Below are 23773 nucleotides of genomic sequence, written 5' to 3'. Positions count from 1 at the left end.
TCCGTTGTGGCTGGTCGCGCAGTTCCCCGCGCCCCTGAAAGAAGGGCGGCTGCGCCGCCTCTTCTTTCAGGGGCGCAGCAGGCCGGCCAGCCGTCGGTACGAGTCCAGCAGGGCATCCCGGTCGTACGTGCTGGTCGTCACCAGGACCTCCTGAGCGCCCGTCTCCTTCACGACCGTCTCCAGCCCGTGGGCCACCTCGTCCGCCGTACCGGCGAGCTGGCCCACGAGCCCCGACTCGTAGAAACCGCGCTCCTTGGCGGTCATCGTGCGGGACTCGACCCGTTCGGCGGGCGGCAGCGGCGGGAAGGTGCCGTGCGTGCGCGAGTACGCCATCGACCAGGCCTCGGGGACGAGGAGCCGCCGGGCCTCCTCCGGGGTGGCGGCCACCGCGACCGTCCCCGAGATGACGACATACGGTTCGCTCGCCCAGGCCGAGGGCCGGAAACCGGCACGGTAGGTGTCGATGCCGCGCAACATCCGCTCACGGCCGCGCAGGTCGCCGATCACCATCGGCAGGCCCGCCCGGGCGGCGATCGCGGCGCCCTCACCCATGGCGAGCACGAAGGGCGGTACGGCGATCCCCTCGGCGGGGCGGGCGTGCACCCCGGTCGGGGAGGTGCCGTCGAACCAGCCGAGCAGTTCGTCGAGCTGGGCCGAGAAGTCGTCGGCCACGTCCTTGTCGCGGCCCAGCGCCCGGCGTACCCCGTCCGTGAAGCCGACCGAGCGGCCGAGCCCCATGTCGATCCGGCCCGGGAACAGGGCCTCCAGGACACCGAACTGCTCGGCCACCACCAGCGGTTGGTGATTCGGCAGCATCACACCGCCCGTGCCGACCCGGATCGTACGGGTCGCGGCTGCCACGGCGGCGGCCAGCACGGTGGGCGCGGAACCGGCGACCCCGGGCACACCGTGGTGCTCGGACACCCAGAACCGGTGGAAGCCGAGCCGTTCCGCCTCCCGGGCCAACGCGACCGTGTCCCGCAGGGCCTCGGCATCCGGGCGCCCTTCCCGGGTCCGGGACCGGTCGAGCACGGAGAACCGGGTCGCGGACAGCACCGACCCCGGCCCCGGTCGCTGGGATTGCTCCGGTTGATCTGCTGGGTTCGGCATGGCGGCTCCGGACGTCCTCGGCTGTGTCCGTCTCAGCGATCTCCCCGCCGCCCGTATTCCTCGCGGCTCACCGGGCACCTGTGCAAGGGTGCAGTACATGTCGACTACACCGGACGGCCGCCCCATACCCCCCGCGCATGCCGACGAACGTGCCATGCTGAGTGCCTGGCTCGACTTTCACCGCGCCACACTCGCCCTCAAGTGCCAGGGCCTCGACGACCACCAGTTACGCCGCGCGTCGGCGGCACCCTCGGAGATGACCCTGCTCGGGCTCGTCCAGCATCTGGCCGAGGTCGAACGGAACTGGTTCCAGCGGGTGTTCGCGGGCCTCGACGTGCCCGTCGTCCACCCGGAGGGCAAGGGCGACGGTTTCACCCTCGTCCCCGAGCGCGGCCTCGACGTGGCACTGGCCGTCTGGCGGGCGGAGGTCGCGCGGAGCCGGGAACTGGTCGCCGCCGCCGGCTCACTGGAGGAGTCCGGACGCCTGTCGGAGGCGGAGGCGGCCCTGGCCGGCACCCAGGGACTCTCGCTGCGCTGGATCATGGTGCACATGATCGAGGAGTACGCCCGCCACAACGGCCACGCCGACCTCCTGCGTGAACTCGTCGACGGGGCCACGGGAGCCTGAAACCCGACAAAGGTCCAACACAGCCGATCAGTAAGGGGATTCAACGTGTCTGCGCCACGCCTGCGGGCGACTCCGCTGCCGGGTATAGGGGTTCAGTACGACCTCGTCACGCGTGAGCAACGGCATCTGTCGGTCGTGGCCCACCGCGACGGCGGCCGTACCGTGAACCTGTACCGGGACGACGATCCGGACTCGTGCGCCCATTCGCTGCGGCTGACCGCGCCCGAGGCCGCCTCCCTGATCGATGCGCTGAGTCCCTCGCACCACAGCTCCAGTCTGCTGTCCACCACGCCACTGGGGCTGGTGGCGGAGCGGGTGGAGGTGGCCGCCGGCTCGCGCTGGAACGGACGGGTGCTCGGGGAGACACGGATGCGGACGGAGACCGGCGCGTCCGTGGTCGCCGTGCTGCGGCGGGCCGAGGCGATCCCCTCTCCGACGCCTGACTTCCGGCTGGCCGGCGGGGACGTCATCATCGTGATCGGTACCCGCGAGGGCGTCGACGCCGCCGCGGCGATACTCGGACGGGAGTGACAGCGCCATGCACTCCCAGGTTCTGCTGATCGAGTTCGGCTCCATCATCCTCGCGCTCGGGCTGCTCGGCCGGATGGCCGCCCGGCTCAGCTTCTCCCCGATCCCCCTCTATCTGCTCGCCGGTCTCGCCTTCGGCGAAGGCGGGCTGCTTCCGCTCGGCGCGAGCGAGGAGTTCATCGCCACCGGGGCCGAGATCGGCGTCATCCTGCTGCTGCTGATGCTCGGCCTCGAGTACACGGCCAGCGATCTCGTCTCCAACCTCAAGTCCCACTATCCGTCCGGCCTGGTGGACTTCACCCTGAACGCGCTGCCCGGCGCCGCCGCCGCGCTGCTGCTCGGCTGGGGCCCGGTCGCCGCCGTCGTGCTCGCCGGGGTCACCTGGATCTCGTCCTCCGGTGTCATCGCGAAGGTCCTGGGCGACCTGGGCCGGGTCGGCAACCGCGAAACCCCGGTCATCCTCAGCATCCTGGTCCTGGAGGACCTGGCGATGGCCGTCTACCTGCCCATCGTCACCGCACTCGTGGCCGGCGTCTCGCTCGCCGCCGGCAGCGTGACGCTGGCGATCGCGCTCGGAGCGGCCGGACTGGTGCTGTTCGTAGCAGTCCGCTTCGGCCGGGTCATCTCCCGCTTCGTCTCCAGCGACGACCCCGAGAAGCTGCTGCTGGTCGTCCTCGGCCTGACCATCCTCGTCGCGGGCATCGCCCAGGAGCTCCAGGTCTCCGCCGCCGTAGGGGCGTTCCTCGTCGGAATCGCTCTGTCGGGGGAGGTCGCGGAGGGCGCGCATACCCTGCTCAGCCCGCTCAGGGACCTGTTCGCGGCCATCTTCTTCGTCTTCTTCGGGCTGCACACCGACCCGGCCAGTATCCCGCCCGTGCTGCTGCCGGCCCTCGCCCTCGCCGTCGTCACGGCCGGCACGAAGATCGCCACCGGCTACTGGGCGGCCCGCCGCGCCGGAATCTCGGTCAAGGGCCGCTGGCGCGCGGGCGGAGCGCTGGTCGCCCGCGGCGAGTTCTCCATCGTCATCGCGGGCCTCGCGGTCACCGCCGGCATCGAGTCCGACCTGGGCCCGCTGGCCACGGCGTACGTCCTGATCCTGGTCGTCGCCGGCCCGCTCACCGCCCGCTGGACCGAGCCCCTGGCCGCCCGCACCGGCGCGTGGCGAGCCCGGCGCGCCCGCCCCAGGACCCCGGCCATGGCACCGACGGACGAGACGGTGCAGCCCACGACAGTCGGCGACTGACGAGCCTTCCCGCGAAGCCGCCCACCCCGGTGGTGGGTGACTTCGCCGGCAGGACATCGAAGACGACTCGGGTGCGTCCACCGGCGTAGACACATGCGGCGACGCCGGGACGAGCCGGCGATAACGATCGGGGCATCAGGACAGGTTGGCAGGCTCGCCTCCATCGGCGTCCGGACTGCGGCGCCGGAGGCGACTTGGGCGGGTCCGCCGGTGGAGACACAGGCGGTGGCGCCGGGACGGCCGGCGGTACCGATGGCGGCCTCGCCTCCATCGGCAGCCCGCCGGCCGGCGCTCACCGCGACTGGCCGGCTCGCCTCCCGCCGTGGCCAGGGGAAAGCAACCGGTGGACGCCGCCGCGGCGGGACAGAGTGAACCGGAACGTGGACCCTGTCGTCCCGTGCCTCAGGGCGCCTGCGGCGGTAGGGCCCGTACCAGCCCCGACTGGTAGGCGACGACGACCAGTTGGGCCCGGTCGCGGGCCCCCAGCTTCGTCATCGCGCGGTGTACATGGGTGCGGACGGTGAGCGGGCTGACGTACAGCTTCTCCGCGATCTCGTCGTTCGACCCGCCCTCGGCCGCCAGGCACATCACCTCCCGTTCCCGGGTGGTGAGCGTCGCGAGTGCCTCCGGGGTCGCCAACTGGGTGCCCGGCGCAGGGGAGTTGAGGAAGCGGGTGATGAGGGTGCGGGTGGCGTTGGGGGAGAGAAGGGACTCGCCGGAGGCCACCGTGCGGATGCCGGCGAGCAGTGCCTCGGCGGTGACGTCCTTGCCGAGGAAACCGCTGGCGCCGGCCCGCAGCGCCTGGGCCACGTACTCGTCCGTCTCGAACGTCGTCAGGATCAGCACCCGCGTCGCGGACAGCTCCGGGTCGGCGCAGACCGCTGCGGTGGCTGCCAGGCCGTCGGTGCCGGGCATCCGGATGTCCATGAGGACCACGTCGGGGAGGTGGGTGCGGGTCAGTTCGACCGCCTCCCGGCCGTCGGTGGCCTCGCCGATCACCGTCATGTCGGCCTCGGAGTCGATCAGGATCCGGAAAGTCGCCCGGAGCAGGGCCTGGTCGTCGGCGAGCAGGACGCGAATGGTCATGGGGTGCGCTCTTCTTCTTCCGAGGGCTGGGGATAGAGGGGCAGCGCCGTGGAGACCTCGAAACCGCCCTCCGGGCGGTGACCTGCCTCCAGGTTGCCGCCGACGGACTGGGCGCGCTCCCGCATCCCGATGAGACCGAAACCACGCGCCGGTGCGGGCACGGGGGGACCGGCAGGGACCGTGACGGCGCCGTTGTCGGTGACCGTGATGGTCAGCCGGTCCGTCGAGTACGCAAGCCGCACCCACGCCGTCGCTCCGACGGCATGCTTCGTGATGTTGGTGAGCGCCTCCTGCACGATCCGGTACGCCGTCAGGTCCACCCCTGGGGACAGCGGGCGTTCCTTGCCCGCGGTCGTGAGCGTGACCCTGAGCCCGGCGGACCGGACCGTGTCGATCAGCTCGGGGAGCCGGGAGAGCCCGGGGGCCGGTTCCAGGGGGGCGTCGATGTCGTCGGTGTGGCGCAGCAGACCGACGGTCGCCTTGAGCTCGCGCAGCGCAGAGGAGGTGGTGCCGGTGAGATCGTTGAGCATCCTGCGGGTCTGCTCGGGGTTGCTGTGCGCGAGATGCGCGGCGGTGGTCGCCTGGGCGTTGGCCAGGGCCAGATGGTGGGCGACGACGTCGTGCAGCTCCCGGGCGATACGCATCCGCTCCTCGGTCACCCGGTGGCGGGCCTCCTCCTCGCGGGTCCGCTCGGCGTGGTCGGCGCGGGCGTGCACGGCGTCCAGGTAGGCGTGACGCATACGTCGTGCGCTGCCGGTGGCGACCGGGAGCAGAACATAGGCGATGGGGGCGATCGTCTTGAGGACGAGCGGGTGGTCGACAGGGTCGAGGATCGTGGCCGTCGCCACCAGCATGACGATCACGCCGATGCAGTAGAAGCGGGTCGTCCTGCGGTCGGTGAGGACCGCCAGCCAGTAGATCGCCACCATGGCGGGGGCCAGCATCAGCACGGTGAGCAGATAACCCAGCGCACTCGCCGTCATCGCACAGACCGTGGTCACGACGACGGCCGTCCGTGGATGGCTGCGGCTCAGCAGCACGCCCGCGCACGCGTTGACGGCGAGGAGCACGGCGGGCCACAGCGCCTCTCGCTGGGTTGCGCCGGGCAGGCTGATCCGGGCGCCGACCAGGAAGAGGACGAACAGCGTCGCGACGGTCACCGTGTCCACGAGACGGGGATGGCCCGCGATGTAACGCTCGATGCTGATGCTCATCGGCTCTCTCCGGTCGAAGGGCGTGGACCCATGGTCCACGACAGCGCGTCACGACGTCCGACGAGGGCCGCCCGTGTGTCCAGCACGGGCGACCCCCAGGGCGTACGGTCGAATGTCAGACCCGGACCGCCTCCCGGTCTGCCGTACCATCCGCCCCGTCCTCGGGTGTGGCCGCCCTGTGTGCGAGCGCCTCGCCCTCCACGTCGACCCGCGGCAGCACCTTGTCCAGCCAGCCCGGCATCCACCAGGCGGCCTCGCCGAGCAGGGCCAGTACGGCGGGTACGAGCGCCATCCGGACGACGAAGGCGTCGAACAGGACGGCCACGGCCAGCCCGAAGCCGATCATCTTGATCATGGACTCGCCGGCCCCGATGAACCCGGAGAAGACGGCGATCATGATCAGCGCGGCGGCGACCACGACCCGCGCGCTGTACCGGAACCCGGTGACGACGGCCTGCGCGGGCCGGTCCCCGTGGACGTACGCCTCCCGCATCCGGGCGACCAGGAACACCTCGTAGTCCATCGCGAGGCCGAAGACGATGCCCACCAGGAAGATCGGCATCATGCTCATGATCGGACCGGTCGTCTCGACGCCGAGGAGTTCCGCGCCCCAGCCCCACTGGAACACCGCGATGACGGAACCGAGCGCCGCCAGGACGGAGAGGAGGAAGCCGAGGGCCGCCTTGATCGGCACCAGGATCGACCGGAAGACCAGCAGAAGCAGCACGATGGCCAGACCCACGACCACGATCAGGTACGGGACCAGCGCGTCCTGCATCTTCTGGGCGACGTCGATGTTCGCCGCCGTGCTGCCGGTGACGCTGAACTCCGCGTCAGTGCCGGCCACTGTGGCCGCCCGCTCGGACCGGATGGTCTTCACGAGGTCCTGCGTCTTCGTGCTGGTCGGCGCGTCGGCCGGGACGGCGGAGAAGATCGCCGTGTCGCCGGCGGGGTTGAAGCGGGCCTGGGAGACGGACACGACCCCCTTCGTGGCGGCGATCTTCTCGGAGATCGTCACCACCGCGCCCTTGGCGTCGGCAGCCCCCTTGGCGTCCACGACGATCGTCAGGGGGCCGTTGAAGCCGGGGCCGAAGGCGGTGGCCAGGTCGTCGTAGGCGCGGCGCTCGGTGGTGGAGGTCGGCTTGGCCTCGTCGCCGGACGTGCCCAGCTGGAGGTCCATCACGGGTATCGCGAGGGCGCCCAGACCGGCCACCGAGGCGATCAGCACCGGGATCGGACGGCGCAGCACGAACCGGGCCCAGCGGCTGCCGCCGTTGTGCTCGTCGGCTCCCTTGACCTGCCCGGTCTTCCGGGCGGAGCGCGCGAGCAGGGCGTTCGGCCAGAAGCCCACCAGGGCCGGGACCAGCGTCAGCGCGATGAGCACGCCCACGGCGACCGCGCCGGCTGCCGAGAGCCCCATCTTCGTCAGCATCGGCACCCCGACCACCATGAGGCCGGCCAGTGCGATGACGACGGTGAGACCGGCGAAGACGACCGCCGAGCCAGCGGTACCGGTCGCGAGCGCCGCCGCCTCCTGCGGGCCGTGCCCCTTGCCGCGCTCCTCGCGGTACCGGGAGACGATGAACACCGCGTAGTCGATCCCGCAGGCCAGGCCCAGCATGCTGGCGAGCGTCCCGGTCGTCGGGGACAGACCCAGCGCGCTGCTCAGCGCCAGGATCGACGCCATGCTGACGCCCACCCCGATGACCGCGGTCAGCAGCGGCAGCCCGGCGGCGGCCAGCGAACCGAAGGTGACGATCAGGACGAGGGCCGCGATGGCGATACCGATCGCCTCGGCCGCGCCGCCCGCAGAGGGCGTCGTCGCCAGCGCCGTACCGCCGACCTCGACGGTCAGCCCCGAGCCCTGCGCCTCCTTGATGGCGTCCTTGAGACGGTTCTTGGTGGCGTCGGTGAGATCGTCGGGCTTCGCCTTGTAGTTGACGGTGGCGTACGCCGTCGAGGCGTCCTCGCTGACCGCCTTGGCCCGGAAGGGGTCCGCGGCGGACGCGACCTGTGAACCGTCGGCCACCTCGCCCACGAACTTCTCGATCGCCGCCCTGTTCTCGGTGGCGGTGACCTTCTCGCCGCCCGGCGCCACGAACACCACCCGGGCGTTCGCGCCGTGCGCATTGGAGCCGGGGAACCGCTGGTCCATCAGGTCGAAGGCCTTCTGGGACTCGATTCCCGGCATCGCGTTGTCCGCGTCGGGAGCGGCGGGCGCGGTCGCGGCACCGGCGCCGACGGCGGCGAGCACCGCCAGCCACATCAGGGCGACGTACCAGCGCCGCCGGAAGGCCAGTCGGCCCAGCTTGTACAGGAAGGTGGCCACGAGGGGGAGGTCTCCACATCATCGGATCTCGGGTACCTGCCAAGGCTCCCGGGTCCGACCCCCTCCCGTCGTCGTGCGCCTGCCGACAATCGCGACTACTGAGAACGTAGTAGTGGGGCTCTCACCCGTCATTCGCGCGCACGACGGGCGATACCCCTCGGGTAGGGGTACCGCCCGCGGCGATCAGGAGACGTACGACGGTCAGGACACGTACGACGCCCCCTGCGCCGTGCTCACCACCGTGTCGGCCGCCGCCTGCGTGAGCAGCCCCGCCGACACCCAGGTCGCCGTTGTCGATTGCACCCGCGTGACCAGTGCTGCCTTGTTCGCGAAGGGCGCCCCCGCCCAGATCTCGTCGAGCAGTGTGGTGCCGTCGGTCTTCGCCGGGTTGGCGACCCCGGAGTCGACGGTCCCGAACACGACCGTGGGTTCGGCGCGCCGGACATAGGCGTGCGTCGGGTCCTCGGTCCCCTCGGAGAAGGGGGCGAACTCGGCGCCGTTCAGTGTGTAGTGCAGCGGCTTGCCGCTCACCGGGGTGAGGGAGGGCAGCAGATCGCCGGAGAGCGCCGCGTTGCGGTACAGCCCGAACGACAGATAGCCGGTGCTCGCACTCCGGGCCACCAGGTTCACCGGCCCGTAGAACAGGGCCTGGAGCGAGGTGTCGTCGAGGGCCTTCTCGACGCGCAGCCGGAACGGCACGCTGATCCGTACGACATCCCCGCTCTGCCAGGTCCGCGACACCGTGAAGTAGCTCCCGGCGACCGGGGTCCCGCTCACCGCCTGCCCGTTGACGGTCACCTGGAACCCGGCCGTTGCCCAGACGGGCACCCGCAGCCGCAGCGCGAAGGCGGCGCTGCCGCCCCCGATCGTGAGCGTGGTGCCCTGCTCCTTCGGATACTCGGTGGTCTGGGTGACAGTGACGCCCTTCTCGGCCCAGGCCAGGGTGGAGGGGCTGTACAGATTGACGTACAGGGAGGCGCCGTCGGCCGACTTGAAGTACACCGAGTCCTGGTACTTCGTGGCGCTCTCCATGCCCGTGCCCTCGCAGCACGTGGTGCCCTGCTTGGGCGTGTAGTCGCGCACATGGCCGGGCGTGAGCCCGATGAAGTACGTGACGAGCGGCTTCTCGGCGTCGGCCTTGTCCTGCTTGGAGCCGAGCACCTGGTTGTAGAGCGCCCGCTCGTAGTAGTCCATGTACTTCGGGTCCTGCTCGTGGAAGAACAGCGTCCGGCTCAGCTTGAGCAGGTTGTACGCGCAGCAGGTCTCGGCGTTGGTGTCGCTGACCGTCCCCGCGATCACCCCGCGCGCCTTCCAGAACTCGCCCGTGCTGGTGCCGCCGATCCCGTACATGCGCTGCGGGACGACCATGCCCCAGAAGTTCTTCGCGGCGGTCAGATAGCGAGTCTCGCCCGTCGCGTCGTACAGCCGTACGTATCCGGTGAAGATCGGGATGTGCTGGTTGGCGTGCAGGCCGTTGAGTGTGTCGGTGTTGGCCGCGCACGCGTCGATGAGCGTGTCGAGGTCGAACAGCTTGGCCAGGGCGAGGTGATCGGCCTTGCCGGTGATCGTGTACAGGTCGACGATGGTCTCGACGATGCCGCCGAACTCACCGCTGGAGAAGATCCCCCACATCCGCTGCAGGGTGGCGTCGGGCAGCTTGGACAGCCGCGAGTACATCCAGTCGCACATGCCGGACGCGAGGTCCAGCGCCCGGGAGTCGTCCGTCGCGAGGTAGGCGTCCAACAGACCCTTGAGGATCTTGTGCGCGGTGTAGTAGGGCGCCCACACCTTCGTGTAGTCGCCGCTCGTCATCGACTCCAGTGCGATGAACTGCGTCTCCGGATAGGCGGCGAGGAAGCCCTGGTGGCTCGGGCCGCCCCAGGTGCGGCGCAGGGTGGCGGTCAGTCCGCGCCCGGAGGCGTCACCGAACGTCCCGCCGGAGGTGGCGGAGAAGTAGTACGAGGCGAGGTTGCCGAGCCCCGCGGCGGACTTCTTGGCCTCGTTGCTCTGGAGCGAGGTGATCTCGGCCGCGGTCAGGGCGCGCGAGTAGACGTTGAACTCGTCGAAGGCGCCCGCGTAGACGGGGTCGCCGGAGAAGTTCGAGCGGCCGAGCCAGTTGTTCGTCAGGGTGCCCAGGACGGACGGGTTGAGCGTCATCGAGGTGTTCTGGGCGACGGCGGTGCCGTTGACGTAGAGGGTGGCCGTGGTGCCGGAGATGGTCACCGCGAGATGGCTCCACTGGTTCAGCGGCAGCGCGGCGGTGCCGTTGAGGCCCTGTTCGCCACCGGGACCGTTGGTGGTGATGGCGAAGCGCGGCACTCCGCCCGCGTTGCGGGTGACCAGGTACATGTACTTGGTGGTGTCGTTGCCGAAGTCGAAGACGCGTTGCCAGTTGGCGTCGTGGGTGGGCTTCACCCAGGTCGACAGGGTGATCGCCGCGGCCCCGCCCAGTACGGCTGCCGGGAGGTCCACGTACTGGTAGGAGCCCCGGACGTTCTCGTGCGCGCCGCCCCACCTCCCGGTGACGGTGAGCATGCGCGGGTCGGTGCGCAGTGCCGCGCGCACATCGGTCAGAGCGCCGAGCATGGTGCGGATCTTGTCCGCGTACACCTGGTCACCGGTGCTCGCGTACGCCTGCGACAGCATGGTCAGGAAGTGGCCGGTGTAGTGGCCGCGCAGGTTGCCGTTGGCCTCGCCGTCCAGGCCCTCCCAGCCGCCCGGGGCGACCGCGCCGCCGGTGGACAGGCCCGCGTTGGCACGGAACACCTGGAGCAGCCGGTTCACGTCGTAGCCGCGCCCGTGGTCCAGCATCAGCTGGCGCTTGCTCGCGAAGACGCCCTGGCCGAGCGAGACGTCCTTCAGCTCGAAGGGGCGCAGCGTCCAGGCGGACGGCGCGGGCAGGGCAGCGGCGACGGCCCGGCCGGAGGCGGCGTAGGCGAACGCGGGTGCCGCCGCCGCGAGGATCGCGCTCTGGAGCAGAAACCGCCTGGAGAGGTGGGGGGTCACATGCGCCTCGTCTCTGAGGTGACTGACATGTCGGAGTTCTGACGCTCTGAAGTCCTCTGCCGGGCGGGCTACTCGGCGTAGTACGTCGCGTCCTGCTGGTCCAGGGAGGTGCTGATCGGCTGGAGTTGGATCAGACCGTTGTAGTGCCGGATGTAACGGCCCGGGAAGTTGTACGACTCGAAGGACACCCCGGCCGAGTCGGCGAGGCCCGCCCGCCGGGTGAAGGAGGCGTCGGCCAGGAAGGTGGCCGTGCCGCTGTTCTTCTCCACCCACAGTTCGTAGTTCTTGTGCCGGAGGTAGTAGCCGGGGAAGTTCGCCGACTCCAGCGAGACGGTTCCGGAGCCGGTCAGCCCGGTGACGATCCGGAACTGCGAGTCGGCGAGGTTGGTGACGTTCGCCTCCAGCTTCGCTCGGTACTCCCAGTGCCGGATGTACCGGTCCGGGTAGTTGAACGACGAGAAGCGGACCGGGGTGAGCCCGTCGGAGACCGGGATGCCGAAGTTCGGGGTGCCGTCGGCGTTCCAGTACAGCTTCTGGTAACGGGTGCGCCGGTTGGGGTCGTTGAGCGGATCGCCGCTGATGTCCCGGTAGTTGCGGTCGTGGTAGACGAGGACGTCGGACTTGCCGTCCTCGGAGACCGTGAACGTGTTGTGGCCCGGCCCGTACTGCCCGGTCGAGGCGTTGCTCGTGAACACCGGCTGCGAACTCTTCGTCCAGGAGGCCGGGTTCAGCAGATCGGCGGAGGCGGACGCGGTCAGCAGACCGAGGCAGTAGTTGGCGTCCGTGGCGCTCGCCGAGAAGGCCATGAAGACCTTCCCGTTCCGCTGGATGACGGAGGGCCCCTCGTTCACCGTGTGCCCGATGATCTCCCAGGACAGCGTGGGCCGGGAGATCATCGCCGGAGTGCCGCTGATGGTCCAGGGGTTGGACATCTTCGCGAGGTAGATGTTGGTGCCGTCGCCGACGGCCGGGTCGTTCTGCGCCCAGCTCAGATAGCGGGTGCCGTTCACCACGAAGGTCGTCGCGTCGAGCGAGAAGGTGTCCAGGGGCAGCGCGATACGGCCCTTCTCGGTCCAGGTCCCGGTGATCGGGTTGGCGGACGAGGACTCCAGGACCCACGGGCGGATCTTCCAGATGTCGTTCGAGGCGCCGGCCGCGAAGTACACGTACCACTTGCCGTCGATGAAGTGGATCTCCGGAGCCCAGATGTGGGCGCCCATGTCACCGCTGGCGTGCTTGGTCCAGATGGTCGTCTCGGCGGCGGTCGCGAGGCCCTGGAGCGTGGTGGCGCGGCGCAGCACGATCCGGTCGTACGCGGGGACCGTGGCGGTGAAGTAGTAGTAGCCGTCGGTGTGCTTGTAGATGTGCGGGTCGGCGCGCTGCTCGGCGATCGGGTTGGTGAAGGTGACGGCCGGGGAGGCCGGGACGGCGGCGAACGCCGGGGTGCCGACGACGGCGGGCACGGTCACGGCGACGACCAGGGCCGTGCAGGCCTTGAGGAGCGTGCGTCGGCTGGTCGAGCTGCTGCGGGTGCGGTCCACGGCGAGTCTCCTTCAGCGGCCTGTTCTTTCCCGGGCCGATGTTGTTCGGTATATGGAACGATGTTCAGAGGTTCGACCGAAAGATAGGTAGGAGGCGGGAGGGAGTCAATGTTTCCGACAGATTGAATTCCGGTTGACCGCTCCCGCCGCCCGATATGCCTTCGAAGACCGCCTAGAAGCGGGCGCCGATGTTCGTTCCCGCACGCGGCACCAGGAAGCTGGTGGCCGCGGGCAGTGAACCGTCCGCGCGACGCGCACCTGTGATCGCCGCCGGGTCGGTGCTCAGCACCGAAGCGGCATTCCAAGTGCCGCCCAGATTCCAGGAGTTGCCGGTCGAGACGGTGGCGGAGCCGAGGGCGACGGCACGTCCGTCGGCGACCGACAGATTGGCGGTGAGGGTGGCGCGTCCCCCGGAGACGTCCATGTCGAAGCCGGTACCCGCATTCCCGTACGCGGTACTGCGGTTGATGCCGATGGCGCCCGGATTGCCGTTGTCGGTGATGCCGTGCGCCGCGTTCTTGAACGCGGCCGTGTTGCGCAGGACGTGCGCCACGGCGGGCGCCGGGGTGCCGCCGCCGAGCTTGAAGCCGTTGCCGTCGCCCGCGAAGTCGGGGAAGTTCCAGCGGTTGAAGCCGTTGCCGTACGTGATGGTGTTCTCGATCGTGATCGGCGAGGTGAACTTCCAGGCGTCGAAGCCGTCGTCCACGTTGTTCCACAGCCGCGCGCCCCGCACGACGTTGCCGGTCCCGCTGCCTTCCTTGATGGCAAGGCCGTCCGCGCTCTCGCCGTTCTTGCGCGGGTCACGGTTGCCGTAACTGTCCAGGTCCAGGATCTGGTTGTTGGCGGAGGCGCCCTGGAGCTGGAAACCGGACTCGTAGTTGTCGTGGGTGACGAGGAGGGCGAAGACGTTGTTGTTGCAGCCGTCGCAGTAGACGCCGTACGGCCCGTTCACGATCTCCAGCCCCGAGATCCGCCAGTACGAGGCCTCCTGGTGGATCGCACCCCGCTCGCCGCGCGGAATGCTGCCCCCGACGGGTGTGTGACTGGCGGGCAGTCGCTCCCCGTCGACGACGACCCGCTCGCCCGAGTAGGTGCCCAGGGAGATGGGCTGGGACGCGGTGCCGGAGGTGGCGATGGTGATGTTGTCCGTGAGGGCGTAGGTGCCCCCGCGTACGGTGATCGTGTCGCCCGGCCGGGCCAGGTCGACGGCCTTCTGGATGGTCTTCAGGGGGCGCGCGAGCGTGCCCGGCGCCGAGTCGTCGCCGTTGGTCGCCACGACGAGCGTCGTCGCGGCACTCGCCCCCTCGGCGGCGCCCACGAGCATCCCCACTGTCATTAACGCGGTTCCCAGTACCGCCGTGCCCGTCCGGATCGCTGCGTTGCGCATGTACGGCTCCTGCCTCTGCCTCGGCTGTGTCGCCAAGGAGTGGCCGCCGACGCCGTGGAGGTTGCCGGGTCCGGCTGACTAGGGTCAGGGACCGTGACGCAGAACAGCAGTTTGAAGAGCAGCCGGCCGCTCGCCGTGTTCGACCTCGACAACACGCTCGCCGACACCGCGCACCGGCAGCGGTTCCTGGAACGCAAGCCGCGCGACTGGGCGGCGTTCTTCGCCGCCGCGCCGCACGACCCGCCGCTCACCGAGGGCGTCGCGCTGGCCTTGGAGAGCGCGCGCGAGTGCGAGGTCGTCTATCTGACCGGACGGCCCGAACGCTGCCGCCGGGACACGGTCGCCTGGCTCGCCGCGCACAAACTGCCCGAGGGCCGCATCTGGATGCGGCGCGACGACGACCGCAGGCCCGCCCGCAGCACCAAACTGGAGATCCTGCGCCGCCTGGCCCGCGACCGCGAGATCCGCGTCCTGGTGGACGACGACGAACTCGTCTGCCAGGACGCGGAACGCGCGGGCTTCAGCGTCGTACGGGCCCGCTGGACGGCCGAGTCGGGCGCACTGAAGGAGGCGCAGGAGTCCGAGGGCCGGACCTGAGTCAGTGGCCTACACCACGGCTGTCACTCGCCGTCCTCCAGCCGGAAACCGACCTTCAGGCCGACCTGGTAGTGCTCGATCTGCCCGTCCACGATCTGGCCCCTGACCTGCGTGATCTCGAACCAGTCCAGATTGCGCAGGGTCTGCGAGGCCCGGCTGATGCCGTTGCGGACGGCCTGGTCGACGCCTTCGTGCGAGGTGCCGACGATCTCGGTGACCCGGTAGGTGTGGTTGGACATGCGGGTGCTCCTCTTCGCCGTACTGGATGTGCTGGTCGTACTGGATCCTCCTGGCGGCATTCCACGTTCCACCGTGCCCCATGTGGCGACGGTTCGCGAGGTGTCGCTAACGGGCGACGCTCAGCGACAGGGCGAAACGGCCCAGCTCGTCCGTCCACCACCGGGTCGGCTCCAGCCCGGCAGCGGCCAGTTCGGCGCCCACACCCTCCTTCCGGAACTTCGCCGACACCTCCGTACGCATCTCCTCGCCCACCGCGAAGTCCACGGCGAGGTCGAGCGCGGGGATCTTCACGGTCTGCTCGGCGAGCGAGCGCAGCCGCATCTCGATCCACTCGTTGGCCGAGTCCCACAGCGCCACATGCTCGAAGGCGTCGGGGTCGAAGTCGGCGCCGAGTTCGCGGTTGACGACGGTCAGCACGTTCTTGTTGAACGCGGCCGTCACACCCGCCGCGTCGTCGTACGCCGGGACCAGCACCGACTCGGCCTTGACCAGGTCCGTGCCGAGCAGCAGCGCGTCCCCGGGCGACAGCAGGGAACGCACCGACGACAGGAACGCGGCCCGTTCGGCGGGCAGCAGATTGCCGATCGTGCCGCCGAGGAACGCCATCAGTCGGGGCCCGGGCGTCCCCGGCAGCGCCAGACCGCCGGTGAAGTCGGCGATCAGAGCGTGTACGCCGAGCCCCGGCCGCTCGGCGATCAGCGCCTCGCCCGCCTGCCGCAGCGCGCTCTCACTCACGTCGACCGGGACATACGTCTCCAGCTCCGGCAGCGCGTCCAGCAGATGCCGCGTCTTCTCCGACGAGCCGGAACCCAGCTCGACCAGCGTGCGCGCACCGGTCGCGGCGGCGATCTCCCCGGCCCGGGCGAGAAGGATCTCGCGCTCGGCCCGGGTCGGGTAGTACTCGGGCAACTCGGTGATCCGGTCGAAGAGTTCGCTGCCGTGAGCGTCGTAGAACCACTTCGGCGGGAGTGCCTTGGGCGTGCGGGTGAGCCCGTGGAGAACGTCGGCGCGCAGGGCGGCCTCCGTGGCGTCCTCGGGCAGGGTGCGGGTGACCAGGAACGGACTCACGTACGAAGCTCCTCGGGTGGTACGGATGCCAGGTCGCCGCTCACGTCCTGGAGCGGGGTGAGCCGTACCTCGGTACGGCTCGCGATGACGAGGGTGCGGTCGGGTACCTCCTGCCAGCGGGGATCGTCGTCGTACGGTTCTGACGCCACCACCGTGCGGGGGCCGGGCCCCGTCAGGTGGAAGAGGGTGTCCCCCCAGGCGGTCGCCGCGATCGTCGTGCCGTCCGTGAGCAGCAGGTTGAGGCGGGAGCCGGGAGCCGCCGCGTCGACCTCCAGGACGGTGCGGGCCAGCGCCCGTCCGACATCGTCACCGGCGTGCAGCCGGTGCAGCACCAGCGCCCACAGGAAGGCCGAGTCGGAGCGCGCCTCCATCGACAGCAACTCCTCACCGGGCAGGGCCTGTACGAGGGGTGCGACGGATCCCGGCCAGCCGATGACCGCCCCGTTGTGCCCGAACAGCCAGGCACCCGCGGCGAAGGGCGCCGCGGCGGCCTCCCCGTCGGCGCCGGCCAGCGTCGCGTCCCGTACGGCGGCGAGCAGCGCGGTGGTCCGCACGACCCGGGCGAGGTCGGCGAAGGACGGGTCCGCCCAGACGGGCCCGGCACGCCGGTAACGGGCCGGCACCGGATCGCCCTCCGCGTACCAACCGACGCCGAAACCATCGGCGTTGACGGTTCCGTACCGCTGGTGCCGGGGCGCCCACGACTGCCGGTACAGCCCGTGCGGCGGCTCCACCACCACGCTGCCGATCGACTCCGGGGGCCCAAGGAAGGCCAGTTGACGGCACATCAGATGGCCTCCGGGGTACGGGCGGTGCGGAAGCCGGAGAAGATCTGCCGCCGGATCGGATAGTCCCAATTGCGGAACGTCCCCCGGCAGGCCACCGCGTCCACGGCGAACGAACCACCGCGCAGCACCTTGTACTCGGGCCCGAAGAACACCTCCGAGTACTCCTTGTACGGGAACATGCTGAACCCCGGGTACGGCAGGAAGTCGCTCGCCGTCCACTCCCACACATCACCGATCAACTGCCGTACCCCCAGCGGCGATTCCCCGGCCGGATAGCTCCCGGCGGGCGCCGGCCGCAGATGCCGCTGACCGAGGTTGGCGTGCTCGGGGGCGGGGTCCGCGTCGCCCCACGGGTAGCGCGTCGAGCGGTCGGTCGCCGGGTCGTGCCGGGCGGCCTTCTCCCACTCCGCCTCGGTGGGCAGCCGGCGCCCGGCCCAGCGGGCGTACGCGTCCGCCTCGTACCAGCACACGTGCACGACGGGCTCGTCGGGCGGCACCACCTCGGTGACCCCGAACCGCCGCCGCAGCCACTGCCCGCCGTCCCGGAACCAGAACAGCGGCGCGTACAGGGAGTGTCCGCGCACATGCGACCAGCCGTCCGACGTCCACCAGCGCGGGTCGTCGTAGCCTCCGTCGGCGATGAACGCCTGGTAGGCGGCGTTCGTCACCGGCGTCGTATCGATGAAGAAGGACGCCACCTCGCGCCGGTGCGCGGGCCGTTCGTTGTCCAGGGACCACGGCTCGGTGGAGGTGCCCATCGTGAACGGGCCACCGGGGACGAGGACTTCGGCCGGACCGGTGAACGGGGGAGCGGGCTCCGGGTCGGGAGCATGGAGAACCGCCGGCCCCTTCCGCAGCTGATGGGTGATCAGCATCGTCTCGTCGTGCTGCTGTTCGTGCTGGGCGATCATCCCGAAGGCGAATCCGGCCTCGGTCAGCCGAGCACCCGTACCTTCGAACCCGGCGCTCTCCAGCACGTCCAGGACCCGGCCGCGCACCTCCGCCGCGTACTTACGGGCCTCGGCGGGCGGCAGCAGCGGCAGTGAGGGCCGTTCGGCGCGCGAGTGCTCGAAGGCGTCGTACAGGCCGTCGATCTCGGGCCGCATCGCCTCCCGCCCGGCGACCGCGCGCAACAGCCACATCTCCTCCTGGTTGCCGATATGGGCGAGATCCCAGACCAGCGGGGACATCAACGGCGAGTGCTGCGCGGTGAGTTCGGGATCCTCGACGGAGGTGAGGAGCGCGGTCCGCTCCCGCGCGACGGTGAGCGCGGCAAGAGCACGCCCCCGGAGCGTCTCCGGATCCAGGGCGGGGTCGGTCATGTGCGGAGGTCCTTCCCGTACGAGGCCTCGTACGCACGCCGGTCCGTGCCGTACAGGCGGTCGAGCAGGTCGTCGGCGGGGCAACGGCCTTGGATGACATAGCGGTCGATGTACGCGGAGACGGCGTCGACGACCTCCTGGCTCGCGCCGAGCCGGGGCAGGGCCTCCAGAGCGGCCGAGAAGCAGGCGAGGGCAACCTCGCGCAACTCCGGGTCGGCCAGGCCGTAGCGGGCGGCGTCGGCCCACAGCGGATTGTTCGGGGCGGGCAGTGACAGGGCTCGCTCGGCGAGCGGCTTGACAGCCCGGTAGGCCAGTTCGGCGGCCTCGGGGTCGTCGAAGAGCGCGGCCGTGACGGCGAGCGGGACGATCCAGCCGTCGTCGCCGGGCTGGGCGTCGATCATGCGCAGTTCGAGATGGCCGCGCGGCCGGACCGGCGGGAACAGGGTCGTCAGGTGGTAGTCGAGATCCTCCTGCGTGGGCGGCCGGGGCACCCCGGTCCGGATCCACTCCCGGAACGTCAGTCCGTCCTCCGGGACGTCCCACGGCCCGCTGTCCCGGCGTATGCACATCACCGGGGCATCGAGCACATGCCTGGCCCAGGCCTGCCGCGGATCGGCGTCCAGCGGCGGCGCCCCCGCTCTCCCGGCGCCGATCTCCATCCACAGCACCTGGCGGGTGGAACGCCAGCCGGTGGGGCTGCACACGGCGAGCGGGGAGTTGGCGAAGGCGGCCACGAGGACCGGGCCGAGCTGGTTCGCGAGCCACCAGCGCCGTCCGTGCCCGAGGGGGCCCGGCTCCTCGTGACCGGCGTCGAGACACACCTGCACGGAGGCCGAGGTGCACATCATGGCGCGGCCGGCCGAACCGGTGAGGTCGAGGCACCGCTCCAGGGCGTCGTAACGGGGCTCGTGCAGGAAACGGCGGGGCGGGTGCCAGGGATCCTGGCCGATGCCGACGAGACCGAGACCGTCCTCGCGCAGTACCGCGCGGACGGCGTCGAGGTCGGCGGAGACGGATCCGATGCACTCCATCAGGGAGCCGGCGGGAGCGGAGCTGAGCTCCAGCTGACCGCCCGGTTCGACGGTGAGCGCCGACCTGAGAGGCAGGATCCGCAGTGCGGCGTAGGCCGCTTCGAGCCGTTCGGGTGTCACGGGGAGCTGCGGCTGCCGCAGCTCGTGGACGATCCATTCCACCTCGACACCGAGCGTGCGAGGTGGTCCGGTCTTGAAGCAGATCCCCCGGACCAGGGCTTCGACCTCAGCCTCGGACAGGGCGGTGCGTGGTTCCGTACAGTCACTCACCGAATCGGACATGTCGGTTTCCTCCTGAGATTCCAGCATGCCGCCGGCCCGGCGTCGGGTGGGCCGGACAGGCATCACTCGTCCCAGCCAAACCTCTCGCGTCAAATCGCACAAGGGTGCACATGGGCGCTTTCAGGACGATGGATCTCCGTTTCCGTGGCGTTTCCGGGACGTTCGCCTACCCCGGAAACTCTGTTGCACCGCGTGTCCAGCATCACCCACGATGCCTGTATGAGCACGGCGGGGGAGCGAGTGCAGGGCACGGTCATGGCGCACACGGGGGTGGCGCCATGAGCGCCCGCCTGCGCGACCTCGCGCGTGGTACGGAGGAGATCGTCGCGGCCGGTTCCTATCGCGCGTCCGACGGACGCGAGGTACGACTCGCCGCGGCGATCAAGGCCGCCCGGGACGGCACCCGCATGTACGGCCCGGGCCTGCTGGAGGTCCCCCCGGCAGCCTCGCCCCTGGACACTTCCTTCGAGGTCACCGGCGAGAGCAGCCTGGAGGCCGCCCGCCGTCTCCCCGGCCCGGTGGCGGTCCTGAATTTCTCCTCGGCCCGCAACCCGGGCGGCGGCTACCTGAACGGCGCCCAGGCCCAGGAGGAGGCCCTCTGTCGAGCCTCCGCGCTGTACACCTGCCTGACAGAGGTGCGCGAGTTCTACGACCACCACCGCACCCACCGCGACCCGTTCTACACCGACCGCGTCATCCACTCACCCGGGGTACCGGTCTTCCGGGACGACCGGGGCCGCCTCCTGGACGACCCGTACACGGCGGGCTTCCTGACCGCGGCGGCCCCGAACGCGGGGGTCGTGCGACGAACGGCGCCCGAGCGGGCCTCCGAGCTGCCGAGCGCCTTGGCGAGCAGGGCGGAACGGGTCCTGGAAACGGCCGCGACAGAGGGCTACCGCCGCCTGGTACTGGGTGCGTGGGGCTGCGGAGTGTTCCAGAACGACCCGGTGACGGTGGCGGTCACATTCAGAGACCTGCTGGTGGGCGGCCGTTTCGAGGGCACCTTCGAGAGAGTCGTCTTCGCGATCCTGGACCGCACGAAGGACACGGCAACACGGGCGGCTTTCGAGCGTACGTTCGCCTCTTAGGGGTGCGGGCAACTCGACGGAAGTGGCCCCGTCGTTGTGGGATGTCGGCGCACACCCACGGGCCCACGTTGCCGCCCGGGTCGCTCGGATTTACCTGAGCAAACTTATGACCTGTGCGGAAACGTCGACTGCAAGGTGTCCGATCCGGGAACGTTCGCACGCGTCGGCTGCTGCTGGACGTCCGTGCGCCGATCCTCCACACCCGCAGCTTCGCCGACGGCAAGGGGTCGGCGGCCTGGCCGTCGAGGCGGCCCAGACGGTGACGGAAAACCGCTGTCGGCCGTGGAGTTGGCTCGGGGGTCGGCGCCTCGGGCCTTCGAGGCGACGCCCGTGGACGGGGCTGTGCGGGGGCCCGGGTGGGGACCGTGTGTGGGTACCTGGTGGCGCGCGGTGAGAACGCCCGCCCAACGGCTCGGACGGCTGCTGGCAGTCGGCGGAGACAGGAAATTCACAGGATGTAATGTTTGGCACTTTCTTGACGGCAGTCATGGAAGCGCCTAAGTTCGCGGTGTCCTCCCCCTGCTCCAGCAGCACCCCCGTCGCCCTGCTGCTGTGCGGCGGCGCCGCTGGACCGCCCAGCTGGACGCCGGATCCGGAGACGATCCGATCGGGACCCGGCTGCGGCTGGTCAGCGAATGGCTCTGGACCATCCGTACGGACCCCAGGCTTCCCGCCGGGCACCTGCCCCCCGCCTGGCCGGCCCGCCCCGCCCAGGAGACCTTCCGGCGCGTCGCCGCACAAACCGAGACGCCCGCACACCTGATGGCCCGCGAACTTCTGGACACCGCCCAACTGCGGTAGGCGATTCCCGGCGGCGCCATCCGTACAGAGAAGTCCGTGGCGGCCCTGGCTCCCGTACCGGGTGTCAGCCAGGGCCTGTCGGCCCGCACGGTGAACACAACCGGCTCACTCAACGCCAGCCGTATCGCTCCCGCAACCGCAGCACAACGGAGTTGAACCGCATCCGGTCCAACGCACAGGCCTCCCGCCGCATCCCGTCCTCGAACAGCCGTAGCACCCGATCCACATCCACCCACGAATCGCGACCGGTCCGGTCCCACGGCCCGCTCCCGATCGGAACCCACTCCCGGTCCCCGTCATGCCGCTTGCTGGACAGCTGCACGGCAAGAAACGTCCCCCCGGCCTCGCGGGCGACAACCAGCACGGGCCGGTCCTTCCCCCGCCCGTCGTTCTCCTCGAACGGCACCCAGGTCCACACGATCTCCCCGGGATCGGGATCCCCGTCGTGGGCGGGCGAGTACTCCGTACGCACCCGCCCAACATCGCGAGGATCGGCCTCGGTGGTGGCGGAGGGGCCGTAGCGGCCCGGGACTTCGGCATCCGGAAAGACAGTCACGGGGCTCACGTTAGAGCCTGAGCCCCGCCACTCACTGCATCACCCCTCCCGCATCACCCCTCGTCCTTCTCCACCGGCACCTTCTGCACCCCAGGCGCCGCCAGCCCGTTCAGCGCCGAAGTCCCGTTCGGTGTCTGCCCGTTCTGGTTCATGGACGCGAGCAACTGCCGCGCCAGCCCCAGCCCCGTACCGCCCATCGTGAGCGCCTTGGCGAGCATCTCGGCCATCCCGTCCGCACCGTTGAGCACCACCATGTTGTCCACGCTGCCGAACGCGGACGCACCGGCCCGCACGATCTCCGGCCAGTTCTCGGCGAGTTGCTGGGCGACCACCGCTTCCTGGTTCTCGGCGAGCGCGGCGGCCCGCGCCTTGATGGCCTCCGCCTCCGCGAGCCCCTTCGCCTTCGTCGCCTCGGCGGCGGCGAGGCCCTTGGCCTGCGACGCGGCGGCCTCGGCCTCACCCGTGGCCCTGGTCGCCAAGGCGGCAGCCGTACCTCGCGCCTTGATCGACTCGGCCTCGGCGGTCGCGGCCGTCGTGACCCGGTTGGCCTCGGCCAGGGCCGCGAGCTCGGTCTCCTTGGCCTTGGCCTGCGCCGCCGAGATACGCGCGTCACGCTCGGCCTCGGCCCGCGCCCGTGTCTCGTAGGCCTGCGCGTCGGCCGGCTTGCGGACGTCCGCCTGGAGCTGCTGCTCCCGGCGCAGGGCGTCGAGTTCGGCGATGCGCGTCTCCTGGACGACGACGTCCTGCCGGGCGGCGGCGTCGGCGAGCGGTCCGGCCTGCCGGGCTTTCGCCGCCGCCTTGTCGCGCTCCGCCTGGTAGCCGGCCTGCAGGATCTCGCTGTCCCGGGTGGCCTCCGACATCCGCGCCGCGGCCTTCTGCTCGGCCTCGGTGGCGAGACGATTCGCCTCGGCCTGTGCGATCCGCGCGTCCCGCTGGACGGCGGCGGCGTGCGGCATGGCGAGGTTCTTGATGTACCCGGTGGGGTCCTCGATCTCGTGGATCTGGAGCGAGTCGACGATCAGTCCGAGCTTCTCCATCTCCGTGCCGCACGCGGCCCGGGTCTGCCCGGTGAGCTTCTCTCGGTCGCGGATCATCTCCTCGACGGTCAACCCGCCGACGATGGACCGCAGATGACCGGCGAACACGTTGTGCACCCGCTCCGCCATCATTTTCTGCTGGTCGAGGAAACGGCGGCCCGCGTTGGCGATCGACACGAAGTCGTCGCCCACCTTGAAGATGACCACGCCCCGCACCTTGAGCGGAATGCCCTGGGTGGTCACGCAGTCCACGTGCAGTTCGGTCTCGTTCAGATCGAGCGAGATCTTGCGCACCGCCTGCATCCCGGGCAGCACGAGCGTGCCCCGCCCGGTGACGATACGGAACCCCATGCCTTCTTCAAGGCCTTCGGTCCTGTGCTTGGAGCCGGAGATGATGAGTGCCTCGTTGGGTTCAGCGACCCGCCACATCATCTTGAAAACACCTATGAGTGCGAGGACGGCAACTACCGCGACCCCCGCAACGACGCCGACGAACATCGGCATACGCCCCCTTTGCCTGGTGCCCTTTCGGCACCGAACGACGCAAGGGTGCTCCTGTGCGAGGCCTGGGTACAGCGGCTGAGGAATCCTTGTTGCAAGCTTGACGCACACGTGATCATCCGCAGACGTGCGGACCCCACGACGGTGCGTCCGCCGGGCTCAGCTGTCGTAGGCGGCGGTGACGTACACGGTGCGTGGCGGCAGGTACTCGACGACCATGACCACCGTCCCGCGCTCGATACGGTCCTGGGACACGGCGGGATACGCCAGGAAGTGCTCGGCGCCGCCGCGCACCCGGACGATCACCTCGCCGACCAGCCCCGGCCCGATCGTGCCCGTCACCCGCCCCATCAAGCCGACCATCGCCGCGTCGTCCATGGTCACAGCGTA

General features: G+C 70.4%; 20 protein-coding genes and 1 pseudogene. 6 read left to right on the top strand and 15 right to left on the bottom strand.

Features of this window, described 5'->3' with window-relative positions:
- Nucleotides 1–66: 66 nt before the first annotated feature.
- A complete protein-coding gene (locus OG734_RS04705) occupies nt 67–1110 on the bottom strand; it encodes an LLM class flavin-dependent oxidoreductase (protein ID WP_330286187.1) in 1044 nt (347 codons plus the stop codon).
- A gap of 97 nt (nt 1111–1207) precedes the next feature.
- Between OG734_RS04705 and OG734_RS04700 the strand changes: the two genes are divergently transcribed.
- From OG734_RS04700 to OG734_RS04690, 3 genes are read left to right on the top strand one after another with little or no spacing between them, the layout of a single operon-like run.
- The gene (locus OG734_RS04700) at nt 1208–1738 is read left to right on the top strand and encodes a DinB family protein (protein WP_330286186.1); all 531 of its coding nucleotides are present in this window, start codon (nt 1208–1210) and stop codon (nt 1736–1738) included.
- A gap of 45 nt (nt 1739–1783) precedes the next feature.
- Nucleotides 1784–2269 (top strand): cation:proton antiporter regulatory subunit, encoded by a 486-nt coding sequence (locus tag OG734_RS04695; protein ID WP_330286185.1) that lies wholly within the window; start codon nt 1784–1786, stop codon nt 2267–2269.
- Between the two features lie 7 nt (nt 2270–2276).
- Complete coding sequence (locus OG734_RS04690; RefSeq protein WP_330286184.1) at nt 2277–3509, top strand: cation:proton antiporter; 1233 nt, start codon at nt 2277–2279, stop codon at nt 3507–3509.
- A 402-nt stretch (nt 3510–3911) separates the two neighbouring features.
- Here the strand turns inward: OG734_RS04690 and OG734_RS04685 are convergent, their stop codons facing one another.
- The 6 genes from OG734_RS04685 to OG734_RS04660 form a co-directional block, all read right to left on the bottom strand.
- On the bottom strand, nt 3912–4595 hold the full coding sequence (locus OG734_RS04685) for a response regulator transcription factor (protein WP_330286183.1): 684 nt from the start codon (nt 4593–4595) through the stop codon (nt 3912–3914).
- Nucleotides 4592–5809, bottom strand: a complete 1218-nt coding sequence (locus OG734_RS04680; protein ID WP_330286182.1) for a sensor histidine kinase — start codon at nt 5807–5809, stop codon at nt 4592–4594. Before OG734_RS04680 ends, OG734_RS04685 begins: the two co-directional genes overlap by 4 nt.
- Nucleotides 5810–5924: 115 nt before the next feature.
- A complete protein-coding gene (locus OG734_RS04675) occupies nt 5925–8138 on the bottom strand; it encodes an MMPL family transporter (protein ID WP_330286181.1) in 2214 nt (737 codons plus the stop codon).
- Between the two features lie 201 nt (nt 8139–8339).
- Nucleotides 8340–11144: a beta-L-arabinofuranosidase domain-containing protein gene (locus OG734_RS04670; RefSeq protein WP_330286180.1), complete on the bottom strand. Its 2805-nt coding sequence runs from the start codon at nt 11142–11144 to the stop codon at nt 8340–8342.
- A 68-nt stretch (nt 11145–11212) separates the two neighbouring features.
- On the bottom strand, nt 11213–12625 hold the full coding sequence (locus OG734_RS04665) for a family 43 glycosylhydrolase (RefSeq protein WP_330293562.1): 1413 nt from the start codon (nt 12623–12625) through the stop codon (nt 11213–11215).
- Nucleotides 12626–12857: 232 nt separating this feature from the next.
- Nucleotides 12858–14072 (bottom strand): right-handed parallel beta-helix repeat-containing protein, encoded by a 1215-nt coding sequence (locus OG734_RS04660; RefSeq protein ID WP_330286179.1) that lies wholly within the window; start codon nt 14070–14072, stop codon nt 12858–12860.
- A 111-nt stretch (nt 14073–14183) separates the two neighbouring features.
- On the opposite strand from OG734_RS04660, the gene OG734_RS04655 reads away from it, so the two are divergent.
- A complete protein-coding gene (locus OG734_RS04655; RefSeq protein ID WP_443065063.1) occupies nt 14184–14669 on the top strand; it encodes a phosphatase domain-containing protein in 486 nt (161 codons plus the stop codon).
- 23 nt (nt 14670–14692) lie between these two features.
- Here the strand turns inward: OG734_RS04655 and OG734_RS04650 are convergent, their stop codons facing one another.
- The 5 genes from OG734_RS04650 to egtA form a co-directional block, all read right to left on the bottom strand.
- On the bottom strand, nt 14693–14908 hold the full coding sequence (locus OG734_RS04650; RefSeq protein ID WP_053744108.1) for a dodecin: 216 nt from the start codon (nt 14906–14908) through the stop codon (nt 14693–14695).
- 106 nt (nt 14909–15014) lie between these two features.
- Entirely contained in the window at nt 15015–15977 is a 963-nt protein-coding gene (gene egtD, locus OG734_RS04645; protein ID WP_330286177.1) for an L-histidine N(alpha)-methyltransferase, read from the bottom strand.
- A complete protein-coding gene (egtC, locus tag OG734_RS04640) occupies nt 15974–16765 on the bottom strand; it encodes an ergothioneine biosynthesis protein EgtC (protein ID WP_330286176.1) in 792 nt (263 codons plus the stop codon). Before egtC ends, egtD begins: the two co-directional genes overlap by 4 nt.
- Nucleotides 16765–18087, bottom strand: a complete 1323-nt coding sequence (gene egtB, locus OG734_RS04635; RefSeq protein WP_330286175.1) for an ergothioneine biosynthesis protein EgtB — start codon at nt 18085–18087, stop codon at nt 16765–16767. Before egtB ends, egtC begins: the two co-directional genes overlap by 1 nt.
- Complete coding sequence (egtA, locus tag OG734_RS04630; RefSeq protein WP_330286174.1) at nt 18084–19400, bottom strand: ergothioneine biosynthesis glutamate--cysteine ligase EgtA; 1317 nt, start codon at nt 19398–19400, stop codon at nt 18084–18086. The genes egtB and egtA overlap by 4 nt, the downstream gene beginning before the upstream one ends.
- A gap of 278 nt (nt 19401–19678) precedes the next feature.
- Between egtA and OG734_RS04625 the strand changes: the two genes are divergently transcribed.
- On the top strand, nt 19679–20488 hold the full coding sequence (locus OG734_RS04625) for a TIGR02452 family protein (protein ID WP_330286173.1): 810 nt from the start codon (nt 19679–19681) through the stop codon (nt 20486–20488).
- 561 nt (nt 20489–21049) lie between these two features.
- A pseudogene (locus OG734_RS04620) lies at nt 21050–21289 on the top strand (PaaX family transcriptional regulator C-terminal domain-containing protein); the annotation flags it as partial.
- 109 nt (nt 21290–21398) lie between these two features.
- Here the strand turns inward: OG734_RS04620 and OG734_RS04615 are convergent.
- The 3 genes from OG734_RS04615 to OG734_RS04605 form a co-directional block, all read right to left on the bottom strand.
- Nucleotides 21399–21845, bottom strand: coding sequence for a type II toxin-antitoxin system PemK/MazF family toxin (locus OG734_RS04615; protein WP_330286172.1), 447 nt, complete (start codon nt 21843–21845; stop codon nt 21399–21401).
- Nucleotides 21846–21898: 53 nt separating this feature from the next.
- Nucleotides 21899–23386, bottom strand: a complete 1488-nt coding sequence (locus OG734_RS04610; protein WP_330286171.1) for an SPFH domain-containing protein — start codon at nt 23384–23386, stop codon at nt 21899–21901.
- Between the two features lie 156 nt (nt 23387–23542).
- A complete protein-coding gene (locus OG734_RS04605) occupies nt 23543–23761 on the bottom strand; it encodes a hypothetical protein (protein WP_330286170.1) in 219 nt (72 codons plus the stop codon).
- Nucleotides 23762–23773 lie beyond the last annotated feature (12 nt).

Origin of the sequence: Streptomyces sp. NBC_00576, from assembly GCF_036345175.1 — a bacterium.
Lineage (GTDB): Bacteria > Actinomycetota > Actinomycetes > Streptomycetales > Streptomycetaceae > Streptomyces.
The sequence above is the reverse complement of the archived record's forward strand: the minus strand, read 5'-3'. Positions and strand labels throughout refer to the sequence as shown.